Source organism: Streptomyces flavovariabilis (genome assembly GCF_000725785.1).
Lineage (GTDB): Bacteria > Actinomycetota > Actinomycetes > Streptomycetales > Streptomycetaceae > Streptomyces > Streptomyces hawaiiensis.
In genome coordinates this window covers 1-20,978 of record NZ_JNXD01000036.1, presented here as the reverse complement: position 1 = coordinate 20,978, position 20,978 = coordinate 1, and the positions used below count along the sequence as shown (strand labels likewise).

Genomic DNA, 20,978 nt, shown 5'->3' with positions numbered 1-20,978 from the left:
GCTCGGCCCTGGCTCAGGTCTTCCCCCGGCGCCATGGTGGTGCTGACTCCACCTCATTCAGGGGGAGGACGCCATTATGCCGCTGACTGATGATTCGCATACTGAGGCCATGACCAATCCAATGGTGCTTCCGGTGGGCCCGCCGACGCAAGGAGAACGACTTGAACAGCACAGTGGAAGCGACTTCTCGGAATTGTCGCGGCGCATAGCCGCGGCCGGGCTCCTCCGGCGCCGCCCGCTGTATTACACGATGCGTTTCGGGCTGGTCGCCCTGGCTCTCGCGGGGTGCGTCGGCGGGTTTCTCGCACTGGGAGACAGCTGGGGCCAGGTGTTCGTCGCCGTCGCCCTGGCCGTGGTCTTCGGCCAGCTCGCGCTCGCCGCCCACGACCTCGCCCACCGACAGGTCTTCTCCCGTCGGCGTCCCAGCGAGGCAGGGGGGCTACTGGTCGCCGACCTGTTGCTGGGAATGAGCTACGGGTGGTGGATGAACAAACACACCCGCCATCACGCGAACCCCAATCACGAGGGAAAGGACCCGGACGTCTCACCGGACATTCTTGTCTGGTCGCGTCGACAGGCGCGCAGAGCCAGGGGTTTGCCGCGTTTCATCGGAAAGCACCAGGCCGTTCTCTTCTTTCCGCTGCTGACCCTGGAAGGCTTGAATCTGAGCTTCAGCAGCTTCCGGGCCCTGAAAAGTCCGCCGGTGAAAAGGACCGTCCTCGAGGGCACGCTGCTCGTGGCGCATTTTGTGGTGTATTTCGGTGGCCTGTTCGCCGTCCTCTCCCCCGCCAAGGCGCTTCTTTTCATCGCCGTCCACCAGGCCCTGTTCGGGATCTACCTCGGCTCGGTGTTCGCGCCCAACCACAAGGGGATGCCGATGATCGCGGAGGGGATGCGGCTGGACTTCCTGCGCCGCCAGGTTCTCACCTCGCGCAACGTCCGGGGCGGCGTACTGGTCGACGTCTTCATGGGCGGGCTCAACTACCAGATCGAGCACCATCTCTTCCCCAGTATGCCCACGCCTGCGCTCGCCAGGGCGCAGGTCATCACCGAGCGGTACTGCGCAGAGTTGGGCGTCCCGTACCACCGGACCGGGCTGATCGCCTCGCACCGGGAGGCGCTGCGCCACCTCAGGAGCGTCGGCGAGCCGCTGCGCGCCCCCGGCGGAGGCCTGACCGGCAGCTGATGCCGGCAGATCACGCCTGGCCCCGTTCTGCGGCTTCGCCCGAGGCGCGGGTCGGCCAGCCCGTGGTGGCAGGGGCCGGAGACGAAGACGGGGAAGAACGCGTGGCCGAGGAACGTCGCGAACAGCATGCTCACCGGTGACAGCGACGAGGCGTCCCTATTGCAAAATCGGGTATGCCCGTCGCCGCCGTCGTAAATGGGTGGACGGCTCCCCGCCACGCCCGGCAAAGTGGCCGCCCGTGACGAGCAGTGAGCTGTGGACCCTTGCGACCGCCGACCGCTACGACGCCGAGGAGGGCGAGATGTCCTCGGCCGCTGTTCTCGGACCGACTCTCGCCTTCCTCGCCGAACTCGCCGGAGACGGCCAGGCGCTGGAATTCGCCATCGGAACCGGAAGAGTGGGCGTCCCACTCCGGGAACGTGGCGTGCCCGTCGCGGGGATCGAACTGTCCGAGCACATGGCAGCGGTCCTGAGGCGCAAGATCGACGAGGACACGCTCCCGGTCGTCATCGGGGACATGGCCTCGACGGTCGTCCCCGGTGAGTTCACCCTGGTCTATCTCGTCTACAACACGATCACGAACCTGCTCACGCAGGACGAGCAGGTCGAGTGCTTCCGTAACGCCGCACGTCACCTGACGCCTGGCGGCCGATTCGTCATCGAGCTGGGCGTGCCACCGCTGCGCTTCCTGCCACCCGGGCAGGTCGCGGTGCCGTTCGACGTCTCCGAGCGGCACCTCGGGTTCGACACCTTCGACCTGGTCGAGCAGATCCTCGTCTCGCACCACCTCACCCGCGACGGCGACGACGGCCGCTACCGCCGCGGCAACTCCCGGCACCGGTACGCATGGCCGGCGGAGCTCGACCTGATGGCCCGGATCGCGGGGCTCGAACTGGAACGCCGCGTCGCGGACTGGAACGGAGCCCCCTTCACCCAGGACTCCGCGAAGCACATCTCCGTGTGGCGCAAGCCGGTCTGAGGCGATCCCTCGTTTGAGGCTCAGGAGGGGCAAGAGGGGGGCGGATTCCGGTCGTGGCGGGGTTCAATGGCGGTCATGATGCGTAGAACGTCCTCCACCGCCGTCGTCGCCGTTGTCGTCGCGTTCGTGTTCGCCGCTCTCACGTCGTGTTCCTCGGATTCTTCGGACAAGGGCCCGGCCGGGGGCCGGTCCAGTGGGTCCGGCTCCGGGGCGACGGCGTCGGGCCCCGGGCCGACTCCCTCGGAGACGGACACGCCGTCGCCCGCGCCTACCGGGCCGTGCGCTGACGGGAGATGTGAGATCGAGGTCGCCGTGGGGGACGTCGTGACAGTGCCGGAAAAGTACGGCCTCGGGCCGATCAAGGTGGCGGCCATCACCGGCGGCAAGGTGGAGATGGCCGCACCGCTGACGGGGTCGGGCTACAGCGTGTCGGGCTGTTCCGGTGGCGGCGGCGTGTCCTCGGGGGGCAACGGCGGCGTCCGGTTCATCTGTGGCGAGGGACCCGCGGCGACCGTGAACGATGCCATGAGCCTGAAGGTCGTCGAGATCCAGGAGACCGCCGCGACCCTCCGTATCGCACCCGTTGGGTGACGTCCCCGCCCGGCCATCACCATCGGCGCCAAGGCCGGGTGAGGAAGCCGGGGCGCAGCGACACGGACGCCGCCGGCCCCGCCTTCCCGATGTCACCTCCTCGCGGGCTCGCCTCGTCCTGGGACGGTGTCGGCGGCGAAGCTGTAGGTCCCCGAGCCGACCTCGAACACCGCGGCTCCGTTCTGCATCCGGAGGAACCGAACGCCCTTGGCGGTGTCGGCCGGTCGGCCGCCCTCGGTGACCGCCCAGCGGGTCTTCGCCGGTACGTGGACCTCCGCGACGGTGTTGACCGGCACTGTCACCTTCAGGTCGACAGCGCCGTCGCGGGTGCCCCACCGCGAGGACAGCAGGCCGTAGACGGTCTTGAGGCTTCCGGATCCCTCCGTCAGGTCTCCGCCGGGCACCGGCGCGATCCGGGAGCGCTGGTAGCCGGGCTCGATCGCGGAGAGGCCGCCGATGTTCTGGAACATCCAGTCACCCACGGCACCGTAGGCGTAGTGGTTGAAGGAGTTCATGTCCACCGGGCCGAAGCTGCCGTCAGGCATGATCGAGTTCCAGCGCTCCCACATGGTGGTGGCGCCGTTGGCGACCTCGTAGCCCCAGGACGGGTAGTCCTTGTGCAGCAGCATCCTGTAGGCCAGGTCGTCGCGTCCGATCTTGCTCAGCGCGGGCAGCAGCAGTGGTGTGCCGATGAAGCCGGTCCGCAAGTGGTCGTCGGTGAGCGCCAGTTTGGCCACGAACTTCTCGCCGACCTTCCCGAGCAACGCCGGATCCGAGACCAGGTCCATGCCGAGCGCCATCGCGTAACCGGTCTGCGAGTTGCCCTTCACGGTGCCGTCGGCGGCGACGTAGGCCTTGGTGAAGGCGTCGCGGATGTCGGCGGAGAGCTTGCCGTAGTCGGACGCCGCCGCATCGTCGCCCAGTGCCTCGGCCACCTCCGCCATCATGCGGGCGTTCTCTGCGTAGTAGGCCGTGCCCAGGATGCCCTGTTCGGTGGGGTCGTCAAGGTGCAGCCAGTCGTTGGTGAAGAAGGTGGTCCGGCCGGGTTCGAGGAGGTCCGGTCCGGCGCTGTCGCGCACGAACTGGAAGAACTTCCGCATGGCGGGGTAGTTCTCCCGCAGGATGCGGGTGTCGTCGTAGGAGCGCCACACGGAGTACGGCACGGTGATCATCACGTCGGACCAGCCCACACCGCTTTCACCGAACTGGCCTTGAGGGGTCGGTACGACCGCCGGCAGGTCACCGTTGGCGTACTGGGAGTTGCGGACGTCCGCCATCCAGTGGGACAGGAACGCGCGGGTGTCGACGAGGTAGTTGGCCGTCGGCGCGAAGAGGCTGATGTCTCCCGTCCAGCCCAGGCGCTCGTCGCGGGCCGGGGTGTCGGTGGGTATGGAGAGGAAGTTGCCCCGCTGACTCCAGGAGATGTTGCTCACCAACTGGTTGAGCATGCTGTCCGAGGTCTTCAGTGTGCCGGTGGACGGGAGGTCGGATCCCCACACGACGCCCTTGACGTCGGCGAGCGCTGGAGGCTCGCTCACCCCGGTGATCTCGATGTAGCGGAACCCGTGCTGAGTGAACGCGGGCTCGTAGGTGACCGTTCCGGACTTGTCGAAGACGTAGCGGTCGGTGACCTTTGCGCTGCGGAAGTTGTCGGTGTAGAGGGTGCCGTTCTTGTTGAGCACCTCCGCATAGCGGATTTTGACGGTCTGACCGGCGGAGCCGGTGAGGGTCAGGCGTGACACACCGACCATGTTCTGTCCGAGGTCGTAGACGTGGGTTCCGGCGGTGGGTTCGGTCATCTTCCGGGCTTGTAGCACCTGGGTCCGGCGCACCGGGTCGTCGCTCTGCGCGACGAGAAGAGCGGTCCGGGACTCCAGGCTCGCAGCGGGTTCCCACGTGGCGTCGTCGAATCCCGGCCGGCTCCAGCCCGGCGGCTCGAGGCGGGCGTCATAGGTCTCGCCGTCCTGCAGATCGGCCTTCACGTAGGGCCCTTCCGACGCCATCCACGAACCGTCCGTCGCGATCCACTGGACCGACCCGTCGGTGTAGGTGATGCGCATCTTCGCCACGAGAGCGGGAGTGTCCCCGTACTGGCGGCTCCAGCCGAGCCCGACCTTGCCGGCCCACCAGCCGTCCGCCAGGGACGCGCCGATCACGTTGTCGCCGCCTTCGAGCAGCTTCGTCACGTCGTAGGTCTGGGACTGGATCCGCTTGTGGTAATCGGTCCAGCCGGGGGCGAGCACCTGGTCGCCGACCGGCCGGCCGTTGATCTGCAACGCGTAGAGGCCGAGCGCCGAGGCGTAGACGCGCGCGGAGGCGACCTTCTTGCCGGACTTGGTGGCGAAGTCCTTGCGCAGCAGCGGGAGCGGCCGGACCGCGGGTCCGTGGAGGGCGTCCGTGGTGCCGGACACCACGAGGGCGGAGTCGACGATCTCGCCGTCGGTGAACGGGTTCCGTCCGGACGCGAAGTCGGTGTCGAGCAGCGTGCTGCCGTCGGTGCCCGTCACGACGGCGTCGTAGACCGTTCCCCGTTCGCCGCAGCATGCGTGGGTGCGGAAACCGATGTAGCCCTTGGTGAACGTGGAATCCGTGAAGGAGCTGACCGGCTTGCCGTCGAGCGTTGTCTTGATGGTGGTGCCCACCACGTCGTAGCGGACGGTGTGCCGGCCGGCGAGGAGACTCGCGTTGGTGAAGCCGAAGGGCGCGAGATCCACCTCGCGAACCACGGTGTAGTTGCCCTTGTCCTGCTTGTGCAGTCTCAGGATCGGGGTAGGGCCCGTGGCGTTGAACTGCCACATGTACCCGTTGCTCACGTCTGAGGCGCGCAGGAACATGCCGAAGGCGGCGCTGTCGAGCTTGAACTCGACCGTGGCGGTGTAGTCGGTCCACTTGTCCAGCTCACTCGGAGCCTCGGGACGGGCGATCCACTGGGCGCCGTCCCAGTCGCCGGTATCCAGTAGGCCGGTCTCGAAGTACGCATCCGCGCTCCACCGGCTCGCGACTCCCTTGTCGTCCCAGACCCGGACGCGCCAGTGGTAACGGGTGGCCGCCTTCAGGCCAGGACCGTCGTACCGCACGCCGACCTGGCGGCCGGACTTCACCTTGCCGGACGACCACACATCGGCAGACCCTGGCGTGCGTCCGACCTGGATCTCGCAGGCCTTCTGCATTGTCGCCCGCCGGACCGACGCCAACTGCCAGCCCAGCACCGGGTCCTCACCACCGATGCCCACCGGGTTCGCCCGGCCGTTGACACTCAGCGCCTTCACGGTGAGCGGCTCGTCCGGCACCGCGGAGGACACGGTCGCCGGCAGGATCGCCACGCTTCCGACGACGGCACCCATGGCGAGGGCCAGAAGTTCAAACAAGAGTGCGCGTTTACGGAGCACGGCATCTCCACGGATTGAATCGTTTCAACAGCAGTGAATTGCCGGGACCTTACTCATGTGATGAGCGCCACGTCAATAAGCGGAACGCAGATTCCTGCCGCACTCTCCGACTTGGTCCTTCATGTCGCGCCCCCCCCTCCTCGGTGGGCCGCGGGCCAGAAGCGATTGGCGAGCGCCACACCCTGATCGACCGACAAGTTGTCGACTTCGAACCGCTGGACCGAGCCGATCAGCCAGCCGTCCAGGTGAGCCGGTGCTACGGGGCCGAGGATGAGCTTTTTCGCGCGGGTGGCCGGATGCGCGCTGATCTCGTGGGCCTTGGCGGCCCCGGCGAGCGGGGAGGCTCCGGTCGGTGCGGACGCTCAGTCGGCCGTCGGCGGCTCGAGGGCGTAACCGGCCAGCCGGGACCCGCATCGGATCACGGGCGGGCCGGTGACGACCGGCAGCAACGCCCGCATGCCGTACCCCTGTCCCGTCCGCACTGCCCGTCAAAAACCGCGCTCGGCGGGACACCGCTCGCTCAGGGTTCCGGTGCCGGGCACCTGCCGGTGTCCGGCACCAGAACCTTCCGTGGTGCTCCCCGCGACCCATCCTGCATCGCCCGCGCACGCCCGCGCATTGCCGGTTCCCGGCAGTGTTGTCTAGGGTCTGCATGCCGGTCGGCCGCTGAGTAGCCGTCAGCGGCGCGTCGAGAACTCGGGGGCACCATGGCGGAGTTGGAGATTCCAGAGGAGTATCTGGCTGGTTATGCCCAGATGCTGGCCGAGGTCGCGGCCACCGGCCGGCGTCTCACCCGGGAGGAACTCACCTCCCGCCGGACACTCGGGGAACAGGCCGCTGACGCCGGCCACGGACTGCGGGCCCTGGTAAGCGCCCATCTGACCGCCGCACGCGCGGCCTGGCCGGCCGGACCCGCGTCGGCCGACAGCGTCCTGGCCGCCGTGCAGCAGGTGACAGACGCCTTCGCCGAGGGCTTCGAGCGGGCTCAGCGCCAGGCCGTACGGCAGGAGGAGGCCGCACGCCGTGAGTTCATCGACGACCTCCTCTACGGCCGCAGCGACCTCGGACGCCTCGCCGAACGTGCGGAACGCTTCGGTCTGCGTCTCTCGCACGCCCATGCCGTCGCCGTCGCCGAGGGCCCGACCGCCTACGAGGAGGGCGATCCCGTCCCCCGCCAGGTGGAACGCGCCCTCATCTCCCGCTTCGGCGACCGCAGCATCCTGCTCACCACCAAGGACGGCCGGCTGCTGTGCATCGCCCCCGGCCCCCAGGAAGAGGTCCTCACCCACTTCGCAAAGCAGGCCCATGCCGCCACCGACGGCGGCCGGGTCGCCATCGGCCGCCCCCAGCCCGGCCCCGGCGGCGTCGTTCACTCCTACGAGGAGGCACTCAACGTCCTGGAACTCGCCGAGCGCCTGGAACTGGAGGACCCGGTCCTGCGCGCCGCCGACCTGCTCGTCTACCCCGTCCTCACCCGCGACCGGCAGGCCATGGCCGAACTCGTCCTCGCCGCCCTCGGCCCGCTCACCACGGCCCGCGGCGGCGCCCAGCCCCTCCTGGACACCCTCACCGCCTACTTCGACTCCGGCTGTGTGGCCGCCGAGGCGGCCCGCCGCCTCACCCTCAGCGTGCGGGCCCTGACCTACCGGCTGGAACGCATCCACAAGCTCACCGGCGCCAACCCCGCCGATCCGTCCCACCGCTACACGCTGCAGACCGCGGTGATCGGCGCACGCCTGCTGGACTGGCCCGCGCAGGAGCTCTGACGCGCCCCGCGGACGAGCTCAGGTGCGCGCGAGTTCGGCTGCGCCGAAGGACACGTCGAAACGGTCACACCAGATGCTCACGCTGGTGTACCGGGACGGGTCGATGTCGGCGGGCAGGGCGTAGTTCTGACTCCCCTTGTTGCCCTTGAGCTTGCCGAGGCTGACATACGCGCCGTCGTCGAAGACGTGCCAGCCGGCCCGCCCCTCCTTCACCGGCGCGTCGGTCAGCCATACGCGCAGATCCGGACCGTTGCTGGTGTCGAGGTCCTCCAGCCGTACGACATGGGAGCCGTCGGCGAGCCGTACGAGCTTCACACTGCCCGAGGTGGCGTGCTCGTGGCTGATCAATGCGCCGCCCGCCAGCGTCCGGGGCCGGGGAGCAGGGGAAGGCGACGCGGAGGGCGCTCCGGCCGGAGGTGCCGTCGGTGCCACTACGCTCGGCAGGGCCTCCTGCACGGTTTCGTCCTGCCACAGCTTCCACGGCTGAAACCAGTACAGCCCCAAGCCGATGCCGGTGACCGCCACCACCAGCACCCCGATGGCCAACGGCCTGCTCAGCCTCTTCCGTCCACGCCCCATGCCCGCCTCGTTTCCTGAGTGCTCCGTGCCGCTTCTATTCAACGGGCTGCGCGGGCGGCGTGCGCCCCTGCGCGGATGACGGAAGTCTTACGTCACGGCGGCAGCCGTGAATCGTCGAACTGATCGGCGAGTGGCTCGGGACGGGTCAGATACGCCGAGAAGGAACGGTTGGGACGTGGTCCGCCCAAGCGGTCGCATCCCGGTGGCCCCGCTTGTCGCCTCGCGGGATGCCCGGCGCTGCCGTAGGGTCTCGATGCCGCTACGGCAAGTCGGACTGACGGCCCTTCGCGTCCGTGCGGACCAAGTGATCGAGGAGCGCTCATGTCGGGACAGTTCGAAGCGACCATCGAGATCGACCGGCCCGTCGAGGCGGTGTTCGACTACCTCGCCGACGGGCGCAACGATCCACAGTTCAGCCCGCGTGTGCTGAGGATCGAACGGGTTCCCGAGACCCCGACCGCTGTGGGAACGGTGTTCCGCAGTACGGTCAAGGACGCCGGGGTGAAGACAGCCAGGGAGTTCCGTATCACCGAACTCGAAGCCCCGGCGCGGATCCGGTGGACCGAGGTGTCCAAGAACAGCGTGGCGGTCGCCGAAGGCGGCTACGACCTGGAGCCGCTGGCCGACGGCAGGACGCGGGTCCGTCTCCACAACGTTCTGGAGGGCCACGGGCTCGGCAAGGTGCTCGTCGGCCTGGCGCTCACCGCCGCCCGCAAGGACGCGCCCGCCTTCGGTGCCCGGATCAAGGCAGCGGCCGAAGCGGCGATCCAGCAGCACTGACCGCGGTGCCGGGCCCTTGCAGCGGGCCCGGCCGGTGTCAGGTCACTGGGATGAAGGGCCGTCAGCCACCGCATCGAGGAAGGTCAGCACCGACGCGTCCTCCTCGATCAGCGGAGCGAGGGCGGTGTTGAACGGTCCGCCGTACGGGGCCTTCAGGTGTGCCTGGAAGGCGTCCTCGTCCCGGTATGCCTCGAAGATCCAGAAGGCGCGAGGCCTGGCCGCCTTGGTGTACACGTCGAAGGTGACGTTGCCCTCCTCCTGACGGACCTTCTCGGCGTACTCCAGAATCATGCGGGCGACCTCGTCCTCGGCACCCTCACGGGCGGTGAACTCGGCGAGCAGGGTCTTCGTCATGCGGGTGTCCTTGTCAGTCGTGAGCGGAGTCGAGGTGCCAGACGCGGGCTCGGTCCAGCTTCACCGAGCCGTTCTCGGCGAAGACCTGCACTCCCTGGCTGGCGGGGTCGGGAAAGATCTGGTCGGTGATCACTGATTCGCCGTTGCCGCCGAAGACCTCGACGGAGGACCAGTCGACGAGAACCCGCAGCTTCACCTTGCCGTTGTGGGCCTTCAGCGGCGCGGTCTGGACGCCGGGGAAGGTGCTGTTGAAGTCCACGGCACCGGATCGGGTACGGTCGACGTACAGCTCCTGCGTCGTGGTGTCGTAGCCGATCACTGTCTCCTCGCCCTTGGCTCCGGTGCGTACCTTCAGGCCGAAGCGTTCGGCGTCCTCGAGGGAGAACGTCGCCTCGATGTCGAGGGCCTTGCCCTCGGCGGCGGGGCCGATCAGAGGCTTTGCAGTGCTCCTGACCGTGATGCCGGACGCCGTCGCCGGGCGCTTTCGGCGGAGGGACTCCAGGCTGTCGACGGGCCGGCTGGTCAGCCGGACTCGGCCGTCGACGGTGCGCAGCGCCATTTCCCGCGGTGCGCTTTGCGCGCCGCGCCAGGGTGAGGTGGGGATGGCCCCGCTGTAGTCCCAGTTGTTCATCCAGCCGACCATGTACCGCTTGCCGCCCGGTGCGTCCTCCCAGGACACGGCCGCGTAGTAGTCCTTGCCGTAGTCGGCCCAGTCGGCCCGTTGTACGACGGACTGGGCGGGGGCGTCGGCGGCGGTGAACCGGTCGGCCAGGATGTGGCCCCAGCCGGCGTTGTTGCTGTCGACGATCTGGATCCGTGCCTTCTTGCCGGCGTAGGGACGCAGGTCGAAGGACGCCCAGTCCAGGGTCTCGCTGTTGGAGCCGGTGGCGCTGCGGACGACCTGGCCGTCGACGATCAGGTTGACGGACGTCTCCTGGGAGACGGGCTGGGCCTTGGTGTCGGACAGCAAGATGTGGTCGACGTTGAGGTGGCCCCAGCCGCCGGTGTTGTCGTCGGCGATTCTGATCTGCGCCTTCTTCCCGGCGAGGTCCTTGACGTCCCATGAGGCCCAGTTGAGCGCCTCGGCGTCCTTTCCGGTCGTGCTGCGCACCACCTGGCCGTCGACGAGGAGCTCGACGGCGGTGGGGTCGGCGGAGCCGGAGGGGTGGTTGCCGCCGCCGATGAGGAAGTTGACGTAGTCCTTGTCGATGGTGAATTCCGGCGAGGTGAGAGTGCCGGTGGTGGAGTCGCCGTTCAGGAAGCTGTTGACCAGGCCGTTGCCCAGGAAGCCGGAGACTTCCTGCTGGTTCGGGAGGGTGCCGGTGGCCGGTGCCGAGCCGAAGGCGTCTCCGGTCGTCGTCCAGTCGCCGTAGCCACCGCCTTCGAAATCGGCCAGGACCGTCCCCGCGGGCGGGTCTCCCCGCTCCAGCACCGTCCCGGTCTCGTGCGGGTGCCGTCCGCCGCCGACCTTGAAGTTCAGGTAGCGGCTGTCGACGGTGAACTCGGGGGAGGTGAGGAGGCCGGTGGCCGCGTCACCTCCGTGGAAACTGTTGGCGAGGCCCTTGCCGTCGAAGCCCTCGACGGTTCCCTGCCCCGCCACGGCCCCTGCCGCCGGTCCGTCGCCGAACGCGGTGCCGGTGGCCGTCCATGCACCGAAATCGGTGTCCTCGAAGCCCTGCATCACGGTGCCGGTGGGCGGGGTGTAGGTTCCCTTGTCCTCGGCGGTGAACCGTGTGCCGTCGAAGTCGCCGATGAAGTACTGGGCGGCCGAACCGCCCGCTATACCGCCGGGGTTGATGTTGACGACCAGGACCCACTTGATCTTCTTCTTGTCCCCGTCGACCGCGAGGGGGAACAGGTCGGGGCACTCCCACACGCCGCCTGTCGCGCCGGCCGGCCCGAACTCGCTGAGAAGATCCCAGTCCTTGAGGTTCTTCGACGAGTAGAACTGCACCTTGTGCTCGGTGGACAGCGACACGGTCATCAGCCAGCTCTTGGTCGGCTCGTACCACTGGACCTTCGGGTCACGGAACTCCTTGGAGCCGATGTCGAGGACCGGGTTGCCCTGGTACTTGGTCCAGGTGCGGCCGCGGTCGGTGCTGTAGGCGAGCGACTGGGCCTGGACGCCCGTGCCCTTGTGGGCACCGGTGTAGATCGCCACCATGGGCGGGTTCTTCTTGGTGCCGAAGCCGGTGGCGTTGTTCCGGTCGACGACCGCGCTGCCGGAGAACACCATTTCCTCGTCGTCGTGCGACAAGGCGAGCGGCAGCTCCTTCCAGTGCACGAGGTCCTTGCTCACCGCGTGCCCCCAGGACATGTCGCCCCAGGAATTGCCGTTGGGGTTGTACTGGTAGAAGAGGTGATACTCACCCTTGTGGTAGACGAGGCCGTTCGGGTCGTTCATCCAGTTCTTCTCCGGTGTGAAGTGGAACTGGGGCCGGTAGGTCTCGGAATGCGGCGAGGGGTCGGCAGCGACGGCCTGAGGCGCCAGCGGGGCTGCGGACAGGGCGCAGACGGTCGCCACCGCCGCGATCATCCGGGTGCGGGCATGCCGGGATACACGTCCTGAGCTCATGGGGTCTCCTGTGCTGCGGCCGTCCGGACGGCGGAGCCGGATGCCCGGCGCGCAACCGACCGTGGAGTGACGCCTTCCCGGCTCGTCGTCCAAGGCACCGGGGAGGGGGTGTCATCGTTGACTTATGTCATCGATGACACCAGGTGGGCCTGATGATGGACGCAATCCGGCCGGTGCGTCAACGGGTCAGGCGGGATGCCCGCTGCGCGAGTGGCCCGCCCGTCATGCGCGATCGGCCGCGGCGGGCTCCTCCAACCGGGATCGCCACGGGGGGTTGGGGCCGGCGACCGAGCAGGTCAGAGCAGCGACACGGGCGGCGAAACGGCAAGCGTCCGCGACATCGCCGAGGCGGAGTTCCGCCAGGCGGCCACCGAGCAGGCCCTGGGCACCGAGGTGGTGCAGCAGCCCTGCCGTGAAGGAGTCCCCCGCCCCGACCGTGTCGACGACGCTCGTCGACAGGGCAGGAACGTGTATGCGTTCGCCGGCCAGCGAGGCCAGGGCACCGTCGGCGCCCTGTGTGATCACCACGAGCCGCGCCCCGGCAGCGTGCCAGATGTCGCACGCCTTCTCGGGCGGCGTGCCCGGCAGCAGGAGTTCCAGGTCGTCCTCGCTCAGGCGCAGCACGTCGGCGAGGCCGCACCAGTGCGTCAGCCGGGCACGGTAGACGTCGGGGTGCACCAGCAGCGGCCTGACATTGGGGTCGATGCTGATGGTCGCGTGCGAGGCGGCCGCCGCCAGGAACTCCTCCACGACCGGCGCCCCGGGTTTCTGAACCAGGGCCAGGGATCCGGTGTGCACACAGGCGGTCTGCGACAGATCCACCTGCGCCAGCTCCCCGGCGGTCCACTGCCAGTCGGCCGTGTTCTGCGCGTGGAAGGAGAAGGCGGCCTGCCCCTGAGCGTCCAGCTCCGCCACAGCCAGCGTGCTGGGTTCCACAGCCGTCACTGCGCTCGACAGGTCCACCCCCGATGTCTCGAGATGAGCGCGGAACAGGCGCCCGAACACATCGCCCGACAACCGCGCGAGGAAGCGGGCCGGGGTGCCGAGCCGGGCCAGTGACACGGCCGTGTTCGCAGGTCCGCCGCCGGGCAGCACACGCAGGGCGAGTTCGTTCGAAGTGCTTGCGGGTTGGGTGAACGCGTCCGCGACGCACTCTCCCAGGACGGTGATCTGACGCGGGCTCATGGGCTGCTCTTCTCTGGCGGACGTACGGGCACACCGGGCGTCGTGGTGCGGCTGCCGGACTGCCCCGGAGGGTGCGGCCGCGAGCGTTGTCGATTTGTGACGAGTGCAAGGCATTGACGTTTCCGGGAGAGGGAGTCCATCATCCTCGCCATGCAGTGTCAACGATGACATAAGTCAACGATGACACCTCGGGTGGCCTGCGCCGCTCGCCATACCTCAGGAGTCGATCATGCCTCGCACCACTCGTCTGTCCTCCTCCCTCCTCAGAGCGGCCGCCGCCGCAGGCGTCGCGGCCCTCACCCTGACGGCCTGTGGGTCCGGCTCCGGTTCCGGGTCGGCTTCCACCGGCGCCGGTTCGGGCGATGTCAAGGTCGGCCTGATCACCAAGACCGACACCAACCCGTTCTTCGTGAAGATGAAGGAGGGCGCGGAGAAGACCGCGAAGGCCGAGGGTGTGCAGCTGATGACCGCGGCGGGCAAGTTCGACGGCGACAACGCCGGTCAGGTCACGGCCGTGGAGAACATGGTCGCCTCCGGCGTGAAGGGCATCCTGATCACCCCGAGCGACTCCAAGGCCATCGTGCCCGCGATCGAGAAGGCCAGGGCCAAGGGAGTTCTGGTCATCGCCCTGGACACCCCGACGGAGCCGCAGAGCGCGGTCGACGCCCTCTTCGCCACCGACAACCTCAAGGCCGGCGAGCTGATCGGCGAGTACGCCAAGGCCGCAATGAAGGGCAAGGCCGCGAAGATAGCCGCCCTCGACCTCGCGCCGGGTGTGTCCGTCGGCGTTCAGCGGCACAACGGTTTCCTCAAGGGTTTCGGCGCCACCGACAAGGACGTCGCCTGTGCTCAGGACACCGGCGGCGACCAGTCCAAGGGCCAGACGGCGATGGAGAACTGCCTCCAGAAGGAACCCGGCATCAACGTCGTCTACACGATCAACGAACCGGCCGCCCTGGGCGCGTACACCGCGCTCAAGGCCAAGGGCCGGGAGAAGGACGTGCTGATCGTCTCCGTCGACGGCGGATGCACCGGCACCCAGGCGGTCAAGGACGGCAAGATCGCCGCGACGTCCCAGCAGTACCCGCTGAAGATGGCAGCCGAGGGCGTCAAGGCCGTCGTGACATACGCCAAGGACGGCAAGAAGGCGTCGGGTTACACCGACACGGGCGTCACCCTGATCACCGACAAGGCGCAGGCCGGAGTCACGTCCAAGGACACCGCCTACGGCCTGGACAACTGCTGGGGCTGAGCCCCCCGACGACCGTACGCCTTCTCAGCTGGGCGGCCGGCCCTCCTCCTCCCCGGCCGGGGACGGCCGCCCCTCGTTCCCTTGTCCTCCGGCAAGGAGAGACACGGACTTCTGTCTTCCGACAAGGACTTCGCATGACCGCCACGTCCACGCCCCCGAGCACGTCCTCGCCGTACGCCGGGCTCAAAGCGCCGACCACGGCCCGCAGACTGCTCATGGCACCGACCACCGGCCCGCTGGTCGCCCTCCTCCTGGCCTGCGCCTTCTTCTCCTTCTCGACCGAACAGTTCCTCACCGGCGGCAACTTCTCGCTGATCGTGCAGCAGGTCATGGTCGTCGGCACCCTCGCCATCGGCCAGACCCTGATCATCCTGACGGCGGGCATCGACCTGTCGTGCGGTGCCGTCATGGCCTTCGGCAGCATCATGATCGCCAAGATGGCCGCCGAGGGCTCCCTGCCCCCGCTCGCCGCCATCGCCCTGGGCATCGCCGTCTGCGGCGGATTCGGGCTGCTCAACGGCCTGTTGGTGCAGAAGATCCCGCTGCCGCCGTTCATCGTCACCCTCGGCATGCTCAACGTGGCGTTCGCGCTGACCCACATCTACTCCGAGGAACAGACGGTCACCAACCTGCCGGGCCCGCTGACGGCCCTCGGGCAGACCTTCCCCCTCGGCCACACCGACATCACCTACGGCTCCCTGGTCACCATCGTCCTGTTCCTGCTCCTCGCTTACGCACTGAGCAGCACCGGCTGGGGCAGGCACGTCTACGCCCTGGGCAACAGCCCCGAAGCGGCACGGCTCAACGGAATCCGCACCTCCCGCCTGACCATCGGCGTCTACACCGCGGCAGGCCTCCTCTACGGCATCGCCGCCCTGCTGCTCATCTCCCGCACCGGGGTCGGCGACCCGCAGGCCGGCCAGACCGACAACCTCGACAGCATCACCGCCGTGGTCCTCGGCGGCACCAGCCTCTTCGGCGGGCGGGGCTCGGTCCTGGGCACCTTCATCGGCGTCCTCATCGTCGGTGTCTTCCGCAACGGCCTGCAGCTGATGGGCGTCGCGTCCATCTACCAGACGTTGATCACCGGCGTCCTGGTGATCCTCGCGGTGACCGTCGACCAGCTCTCCCGGAAGAAGGCCCGATGACCGCCACCCCCTCCCCCACCCCTGTCCTTCAGGCCCGCGGTCTCGTCAAGCGCTACGGCCACGTCACCGCCATCGACGGCGCCGACTTCGACCTGATGCCCGGCGAGGTCCTCGCCGTCATCGGCGACAACGGAGCCGGCAAGACCAGCCTCATCAAGGCCCTCACCGGCGCGGTGGTCCCCGACGAGGGCGAGATACGCCTCAACGGCAAGCCCATCCAGTTCTCCGGTCCGCAGAGCGCCCGCGCCCACGGCATCGAAACGGTCTACCAGGACCTCGCCGTGGCCGCCTCCATGGACATCGCGTCGAACATGTTCCTGGGGCGCGAGCTCCGCCGCCCCGGCGTCCTCGGCAGTGTCTTCCGCATGCTGGACAAAAAGCGCATGCGTCAGGAGGCCGCCGAGCACATGGCCGACCTGAAGATCGGCCTGCGCTCGCTGACACAGGCGGTCGAGACGCTCTCCGGCGGACAGCGGCAAGCTGTCGCGGTCGCCCGTTCCGTCGCCTGGGCCCGCAGCGTCGTCGTCATGGACGAACCCACCGCCGCCCTCGGCGTCAAGGAGTCCGGTCAGGTCCTGGACCTCATCCGCCGGGTCCGGGACAAGGGCATGCCGGTCGTCCTGATCAGCCACAACATGCCGCACGTCTTCGAGATCGCCGACCGGATCCACGTCCACCGGCTGGGCCGGCGCGCTGCCGTCATCAAGCCCTCCGACTACTCCATGGCGGAGGTCGTGGCCATCATGACCGGAGCGCTCACCGTCGATGCGGCCGGAGGTACTGTCGTAGCCGATTCCGAAGCGGCGAAAGCCGCCGGAGTCCAGGCCAACTGACGCACTCACAGGTTCCGGCCGAGGCCGCGGCCGGGACCGACGAGCACAGGAGACTGTTTCCTCCATGGCAGCGAACCGCCGCCCGACCCTGGCAGACGTCGCCCGAGAAGTGGGTGTCAGCGCCAAGACCGTCTCCCGCGTCCTCAACGAGGACGGCCCCGCCTCGGCCGAGACCAGGCAACAGGTGCTCGCCGCCGTGGCCAAGCTCGGCTTCCAGCCGAACCTCATGGCTCGCAACATCCGGGTGGGCGGGCCCGACACCACGGTCGGGCTGGTCATCCCCGACCTGGCCAACCCGTTCTTCGGAGCCGTGGCCAGAAGCATCGAGGACACGGTCCGCGACCGTGGCCTGACCCTGCTCATGGGGTCCTCCGCCGACGATCCCGACCGTGAGCGCTCGCTGACGGACAAGTTCCTCGCGCGACGCGTCAGCGTGCTGATGGTCGTGCCGTCCGTCGGCGCCGACCACTCCCACCTCAAGACCCACCGCGCCGGGGGACTGCCCGTCGTCTTCATCGACCGCCCGGGAGCGGGGCTGGCCACGGACGGCGTCGTCAGCTCCAACCGGGACGGTTCCCACGACGGCGTCACCCACCTGATCGCCCACGGGCACCGGCGCATCGGCTTCATCGGTGACCTGCCCACCAAGCTCTACACCCGCCGCGAGCGCCTCGCCGGCTACCGCTCGGCCCTCCAGGAAGCCGACATCCCCTACGACCGCTCGCTCGTCGCCAACGCCCACGACCAGCAGGGAGCCGAGGCGGCGACGGCCAAGCTGCTCGACCTGGCCGATCCGCCCACGGCCCTGTTCGCCGGGAACAACATCATGGCGCTGGGCATCGTCGCCGAACTCGCCCGCAGCAAACGCAAGGACGTGGCACTCGTCGCCTTCGACGACGTCTCGCTCGCCGAGGCGCTCGAACCGGCACTGACCGTCGTCGCACAGAACCCCGAGGACATCGGCAGAACGGCAGCGACCACCGCCCTGGCCCGACTCGACGGCGACCGCTCCCGTGCACGCACCGTCACCGTGCCCACCCGGCTGATCGTCCGCGGATCCGGCGAACAACCGGCAGCCGGCGGGCGGAAGGCGTAACCGGTCACCGAGCTGAAGGTCGCCGCGACCGACGAGGAACAATCCGTCACCAGCGGTGGACTGCGAAGCGTCCGTGGTGCTTCTGAACGTCGTGACCCCGCGAAAGCGCCGCCACCCTGTTGACAGTGAGTGACGGTCGCCAGAATGGTCGACAAACGACAATCGGGCTACTATCTTGAGCCATCACGCGACAGCGAGCGTCGTCGCAAATGGTCGACAAACGACAATCTCATGACCAGCTTGAGCCGTCACGCGGCATTCCGCCCAACCTCGCAGCTCAGAAGGAGAACCGGGCACAGATGATCCAGATACCTAGGAAGTGGGTCCGCAGGGCCACCCGCGGCCGCTCGTGTGCTGCGCCGGCTACGGCGGCGGCACAGTGAGCCGGCCCGCGGATTCGGCCGCTCCGACCAGCTCGGCAACACATCGGCTCCAGGCCCTCGGCCTGGACCTTCCAAGCCTCGGCAGTAACCCGAACTACGTGGACCACCGGGCGGTCGGCTCCGCCATCCACATCGCGGGCCAACTGCCTTACAGGGACGGCGAGCTGCTGGGCCAGGGCACCGTCGGCCGGGACGTCGAACTGCAAGCGGCACGGGAGCTCGCGCGCCATGCCGTGCTCAACGCACTCGCCGCCGCTGTGCAGGCGGTGGGAGATCTGGACCGGGTCCGGATCGTGCAGATGCTGGTCTTCGTGGCCAGTACGCCGGACTTCGGTCTCCAGTCGCGGGTCGCCGACGCGGCCAGTGAGTTGCTCATCGAGGTGCTGGGCGAGAACGGGCGGCATGCGCGCACCGCGATCGGTGTCGCCGGGCTGCCGCTCAACAGTCCCGTCGAGATCCAGATGGTCTGCACTGCGGCATAGGGCCGGGCGCGACGGCGATGTAGCGCGAGCGCGCGTGATGCCTCGGGCGACGCACGTCGGCATGCGAGGGAGTCGGCATCCGCGCCCCTCGTTCAATCCCCAGACACAAGCAGGAGGAGCGCAGCGTGAACCGGCTCCAGCGAGTACTCGACGCTCTGGTCGAACGGGTCGACACCCCCGCGCCGATCGTGCTGGTCGACGTCATGCAGGACAACATCGACCGCATGCAGGGCTTCGCCGCCCAGCACAACTTCGACGTCAGGCCTCACGTCAAGACGCACAAGTGCGTGGAAATCGGCCGGCGGCAGATCGCGGCCGGGGCGGTCGGAATCACCGCGGGCAATGTCGGTGAGGCCGAGGTCTTCGCCGCGGCCGGATTCGACGACATCTTCCTCGCCTACCCGGTCTGGCCCGCGGGAACGAAGGGGAACCGCATCCGCCGCCTCGCCCGGTCCACCCGGCTTCGGGTCGGCGTCGACAACGCCGCGGCGATCGAGGCCCTCGCCGACGCGATGAAGGACGAACCGGACCGGCTGCAGATCGTGGTCGAGGTCGACTGTGGTGCCCGCCGTTCCGGGGCGCCGCCCGAGGCCGCGGGCGACCTCGCGCTCGCCGCCCGCAAACGCGGCCTGGTGCCGGTGGGCGTCTTCACGTACCCAGGTCACGGCAGCTCCGGACGGGACGCTCGCGAGCGCGCCGCACAGGACCAGGATGCCGCGCTCACCACCGCGGTCCGCAGCCTCGCCGGTGTCGGGATCACCGCAGAGGTGGTCAGCGCCGGCTCCACGCCCACCGTCGAATTCTCCACCAGCGGCGTGATCACCGAGATCCGTCCCGGCGAGTATGTCTTCGGCGACCTGAACAACACCCGGCTCGGCGCCTGCACCGACGATCAGATCGCGCTGTTCGTCGCCGCCACCGTGGTCAGTGACTGGGTCCCCGACCAGGTCATCCTCGATGCGGGCACCAAGGCCCTCAGCCGCGAAGGCAGCAACGAGCGCGGCTACGGTCGGGTCCCCGGCACGAAGGCTGTCCTGTCCAGGCTCAACGAGTACCACGGATTCCTCGCTGTTCCCGGCGGCGAGTTCCGCCCCGGCGTCGGCACCGTGGTACCCGTGGTGCCGAATCACGTCTGCCCGATTGTCGTCAATTTCGAAGAGCTGATCGTCACTGACAGTGCGGGCACGTCGCTGCGGCGATGGCCGGTCGACGCCCGCGGGTTCCTCAGTTGACCAGCCCCGGGACACCTCGTACCCGAGCCCGCAACCCGACCGTCCTTACCCGTAAAGGAGTGCCTGACATGAGACTCAAGAACGTCACGGCCCTGGTGACCGGCGCCAGCAGTGGCATCGGTGAGGCAGTGACTTCCCATTTCCGCCGCGAGGGCGCGCGACTGCTGCTGACCGGCCGCAAGGAACGACTCGACACCGTCCGGCCCGACGATCTGTACGTCCCCGGAGACCTCAATGACGAGGCGTTCGTCGAGGACCTGGCCAACCAGGCCGCCGAGTCCTTCGGCACCGTCGACGTCGTCGTCCTCAACCACGGTCTGCAGGCCAGCAGCCCGCTCACCGACATGCCCTACGACGACGCGAAGAGCGTGCTCGACAGCAACCTGCTCAGCGCGTTCCTGGTGATGAAGCACTTCGCGCCGCTGATGCCCCCCGAAGGGGGCTCCTTCGTCTGCGTCGGTTCACGGCTCGGCATGGTCGGCAAGCCCGGGGAAGTCCTGTATTCCGCCGCCAAGGGAGGCCTGATCATGCTCGCCAAGGGCGCGGCGATCGAATGGGCCCAGCGCAACATCCGCGTCAACGTCGTCGCCCCGGGACTGACCGCCACCCCGACCATCGAAGCAGCGATCCTGCGCAGCCCCGACCCCGAGGCCTACCGCCGCGAGCGCGAGACCCAGATTCCGCTCCAACGCCTCGCCACCCCCGAAGAGGTCGCCGACGCGATCCTCTTCTTCGCGTCATCGGAGTCGTCGTACATCACCGGAGCGGTCCTCCCCGTCGACGGCGGGTACACCGCCTTCTGACACACGTGCTGGGCATCACGACCAGCATCCAGCATCGGCTGAACGGCCCATGCCGCAGGTAGACCGACGTATGGACGTCGCGCTCCACGCGGTGGTGCGGGCTTGCGCGCGGAAGTGGAGCGCGTACCCCGATCGCCGCATTTGAACTGACCGCATCCAGCATGCGGCACCATCGCACATCCCCGCGTGACCTCCCCTCCCCGGACTCGCTCGGCCCTTCTCATGGCCCGCGCGATTCCGTCCGCCGGCTCACGGCGCCCCCCTTTACGGATTCCCCGAACCCCCAGCGATCTCCAGGAGCTTTGCCATGGAAGGCAACCGGATAGGACGCAGAACCGTACTCCGCACCGCAGGCGCTCTGGCCG

17 protein-coding genes are annotated in these 20,978 nt (G+C 68.6%); 12 read left to right on the top strand and 5 right to left on the bottom strand.

What is annotated here, in order from left to right; translation table 11 throughout:
• Positions 1 to 109: 109 nt before the first annotated feature.
• From IO24_RS0137940 to IO24_RS0137930, 3 genes are all read left to right on the top strand, one after another.
• Positions 110 to 1,186, top strand: coding sequence for a fatty acid desaturase family protein (locus IO24_RS0137940; RefSeq protein WP_031144092.1), 1,077 nt, complete (start codon positions 110 to 112; stop codon positions 1,184 to 1,186).
• 238 nt (positions 1,187 to 1,424) lie between these two features.
• Positions 1,425 to 2,165: a class I SAM-dependent DNA methyltransferase gene (locus IO24_RS0137935; protein ID WP_031144090.1), complete on the top strand. Its 741-nt coding sequence runs from the start codon at positions 1,425 to 1,427 to the stop codon at positions 2,163 to 2,165.
• A gap of 312 nt (positions 2,166 to 2,477) precedes the next feature.
• Positions 2,478 to 2,756, top strand: a complete 279-nt coding sequence (locus IO24_RS0137930; protein ID WP_031144088.1) for a hypothetical protein — start codon at positions 2,478 to 2,480, stop codon at positions 2,754 to 2,756.
• Positions 2,757 to 2,848: 92 nt separating this feature from the next.
• Here the strand turns inward: IO24_RS0137930 and IO24_RS0137925 are convergent, their stop codons facing one another.
• A complete protein-coding gene (locus tag IO24_RS0137925) occupies positions 2,849 to 6,124 on the bottom strand; it encodes a family 78 glycoside hydrolase catalytic domain (protein ID WP_199808902.1) in 3,276 nt (1,091 codons plus the stop codon).
• 728 nt (positions 6,125 to 6,852) lie between these two features.
• Between IO24_RS0137925 and IO24_RS0137915 the strand changes: the two genes are divergently transcribed.
• Entirely contained in the window at positions 6,853 to 7,911 is a 1,059-nt protein-coding gene (locus IO24_RS0137915; RefSeq protein WP_031144086.1) for a PucR family transcriptional regulator, read from the top strand.
• An 18-nt stretch (positions 7,912 to 7,929) separates the two neighbouring features.
• Here IO24_RS0137915 and IO24_RS0137910 read toward each other — a convergent pair whose 3' ends face one another.
• Positions 7,930 to 8,490 (bottom strand): DM13 domain-containing protein, encoded by a 561-nt coding sequence (locus IO24_RS0137910; protein WP_031144085.1) that lies wholly within the window; start codon positions 8,488 to 8,490, stop codon positions 7,930 to 7,932.
• Positions 8,491 to 8,811: 321 nt separating this feature from the next.
• On the opposite strand from IO24_RS0137910, the gene IO24_RS0137905 reads away from it, so the two are divergent.
• Positions 8,812 to 9,270 carry an SRPBCC family protein gene (locus tag IO24_RS0137905; protein ID WP_031144084.1) on the top strand — a complete coding sequence of 153 codons (459 nt, stop codon included), beginning with the start codon at positions 8,812 to 8,814 and terminating at the stop codon, positions 9,268 to 9,270.
• A gap of 42 nt (positions 9,271 to 9,312) precedes the next feature.
• Here the strand turns inward: IO24_RS0137905 and IO24_RS0137900 are convergent, their stop codons facing one another.
• The 3 genes from IO24_RS0137900 to IO24_RS0137890 all read right to left on the bottom strand — a co-directional run bounded on the left by IO24_RS0137900 (position 9,313) and on the right by IO24_RS0137890 (position 13,384).
• Positions 9,313 to 9,624 carry a putative quinol monooxygenase gene (locus IO24_RS0137900; protein ID WP_031144083.1) on the bottom strand — a complete coding sequence of 104 codons (312 nt, stop codon included), beginning with the start codon at positions 9,622 to 9,624 and terminating at the stop codon, positions 9,313 to 9,315.
• 13 nt (positions 9,625 to 9,637) lie between these two features.
• Entirely contained in the window at positions 9,638 to 12,199 is a 2,562-nt protein-coding gene (locus IO24_RS0137895) for a glycoside hydrolase family 32 protein (protein ID WP_031144082.1), read from the bottom strand.
• Between the two features lie 222 nt (positions 12,200 to 12,421).
• Positions 12,422 to 13,384, bottom strand: a complete 963-nt coding sequence (locus IO24_RS0137890; protein WP_031144074.1) for a carbohydrate kinase family protein — start codon at positions 13,382 to 13,384, stop codon at positions 12,422 to 12,424.
• A gap of 229 nt (positions 13,385 to 13,613) precedes the next feature.
• Here IO24_RS0137890 and IO24_RS0137885 point away from each other — a divergent pair, with 229 nt between their 5' ends.
• From IO24_RS0137885 to IO24_RS0137855, 7 genes are all read left to right on the top strand, one after another.
• Entirely contained in the window at positions 13,614 to 14,636 is a 1,023-nt protein-coding gene (locus tag IO24_RS0137885; protein ID WP_031144072.1) for a sugar ABC transporter substrate-binding protein, read from the top strand.
• A 134-nt stretch (positions 14,637 to 14,770) separates the two neighbouring features.
• Positions 14,771 to 15,784: an ABC transporter permease gene (locus tag IO24_RS0137880; protein ID WP_031144069.1), complete on the top strand. Its 1,014-nt coding sequence runs from the start codon at positions 14,771 to 14,773 to the stop codon at positions 15,782 to 15,784.
• On the top strand, positions 15,781 to 16,617 hold the full coding sequence (locus IO24_RS0137875) for an ATP-binding cassette domain-containing protein (RefSeq protein WP_031144068.1): 837 nt from the start codon (positions 15,781 to 15,783) through the stop codon (positions 16,615 to 16,617). Before IO24_RS0137880 ends, IO24_RS0137875 begins: the two co-directional genes overlap by 4 nt.
• A gap of 64 nt (positions 16,618 to 16,681) precedes the next feature.
• A complete protein-coding gene (locus tag IO24_RS0137870) occupies positions 16,682 to 17,713 on the top strand; it encodes a LacI family DNA-binding transcriptional regulator (RefSeq protein WP_031144066.1) in 1,032 nt (343 codons plus the stop codon).
• Positions 17,714 to 18,092: 379 nt separating this feature from the next.
• Complete coding sequence (locus IO24_RS0137865; RefSeq protein ID WP_031144064.1) at positions 18,093 to 18,578, top strand: RidA family protein; 486 nt, start codon at positions 18,093 to 18,095, stop codon at positions 18,576 to 18,578.
• Positions 18,579 to 18,703: 125 nt separating this feature from the next.
• Positions 18,704 to 19,810, top strand: a complete 1,107-nt coding sequence (locus IO24_RS0137860; RefSeq protein WP_031144062.1) for an alanine racemase — start codon at positions 18,704 to 18,706, stop codon at positions 19,808 to 19,810.
• A gap of 68 nt (positions 19,811 to 19,878) precedes the next feature.
• The gene (locus tag IO24_RS0137855) at positions 19,879 to 20,613 is read left to right on the top strand and encodes an SDR family NAD(P)-dependent oxidoreductase (RefSeq protein ID WP_031144060.1); all 735 of its coding nucleotides are present in this window, start codon (positions 19,879 to 19,881) and stop codon (positions 20,611 to 20,613) included.
• The last annotated feature ends 365 nt before the right edge of the window (positions 20,614 to 20,978 follow it).

What these genes read in the sequence shown, in the direction of transcription:
- IO24_RS0137940 (WP_031144092.1), top strand. Translation starts at nt 110, where the DNA reads ATGACCAATCCAATGGTGCTTCCGGTGGGCCCGCCGACGCAAGGAGAA.
- IO24_RS0137915 (WP_031144086.1), top strand. Translation starts at nt 6,853, where the DNA reads ATGGCGGAGTTGGAGATTCCAGAGGAGTATCTGGCTGGTTATGCCCAG.
- IO24_RS0137910 (WP_031144085.1), bottom strand. Translation starts at nt 8,490, where the DNA reads ATGGGGCGTGGACGGAAGAGGCTGAGCAGGCCGTTGGCCATCGGGGTG.
- IO24_RS0137905 (WP_031144084.1), top strand. Translation starts at nt 8,812, where the DNA reads ATGTCGGGACAGTTCGAAGCGACCATCGAGATCGACCGGCCCGTCGAG.
- IO24_RS0137900 (WP_031144083.1), bottom strand. Translation starts at nt 9,624, where the DNA reads ATGACGAAGACCCTGCTCGCCGAGTTCACCGCCCGTGAGGGTGCCGAG.
- IO24_RS0137895 (WP_031144082.1), bottom strand. Translation starts at nt 12,199, where the DNA reads ATGAGCTCAGGACGTGTATCCCGGCATGCCCGCACCCGGATGATCGCG.
- IO24_RS0137890 (WP_031144074.1), bottom strand. Translation starts at nt 13,384, where the DNA reads ATGAGCCCGCGTCAGATCACCGTCCTGGGAGAGTGCGTCGCGGACGCG.
- IO24_RS0137885 (WP_031144072.1), top strand. Translation starts at nt 13,614, where the DNA reads ATGCCTCGCACCACTCGTCTGTCCTCCTCCCTCCTCAGAGCGGCCGCC.
- IO24_RS0137880 (WP_031144069.1), top strand. Translation starts at nt 14,771, where the DNA reads ATGACCGCCACGTCCACGCCCCCGAGCACGTCCTCGCCGTACGCCGGG.
- IO24_RS0137875 (WP_031144068.1), top strand. Translation starts at nt 15,781, where the DNA reads ATGACCGCCACCCCCTCCCCCACCCCTGTCCTTCAGGCCCGCGGTCTC.
- IO24_RS0137870 (WP_031144066.1), top strand. Translation starts at nt 16,682, where the DNA reads ATGGCAGCGAACCGCCGCCCGACCCTGGCAGACGTCGCCCGAGAAGTG.
- IO24_RS0137855 (WP_031144060.1), top strand. Translation starts at nt 19,879, where the DNA reads ATGAGACTCAAGAACGTCACGGCCCTGGTGACCGGCGCCAGCAGTGGC.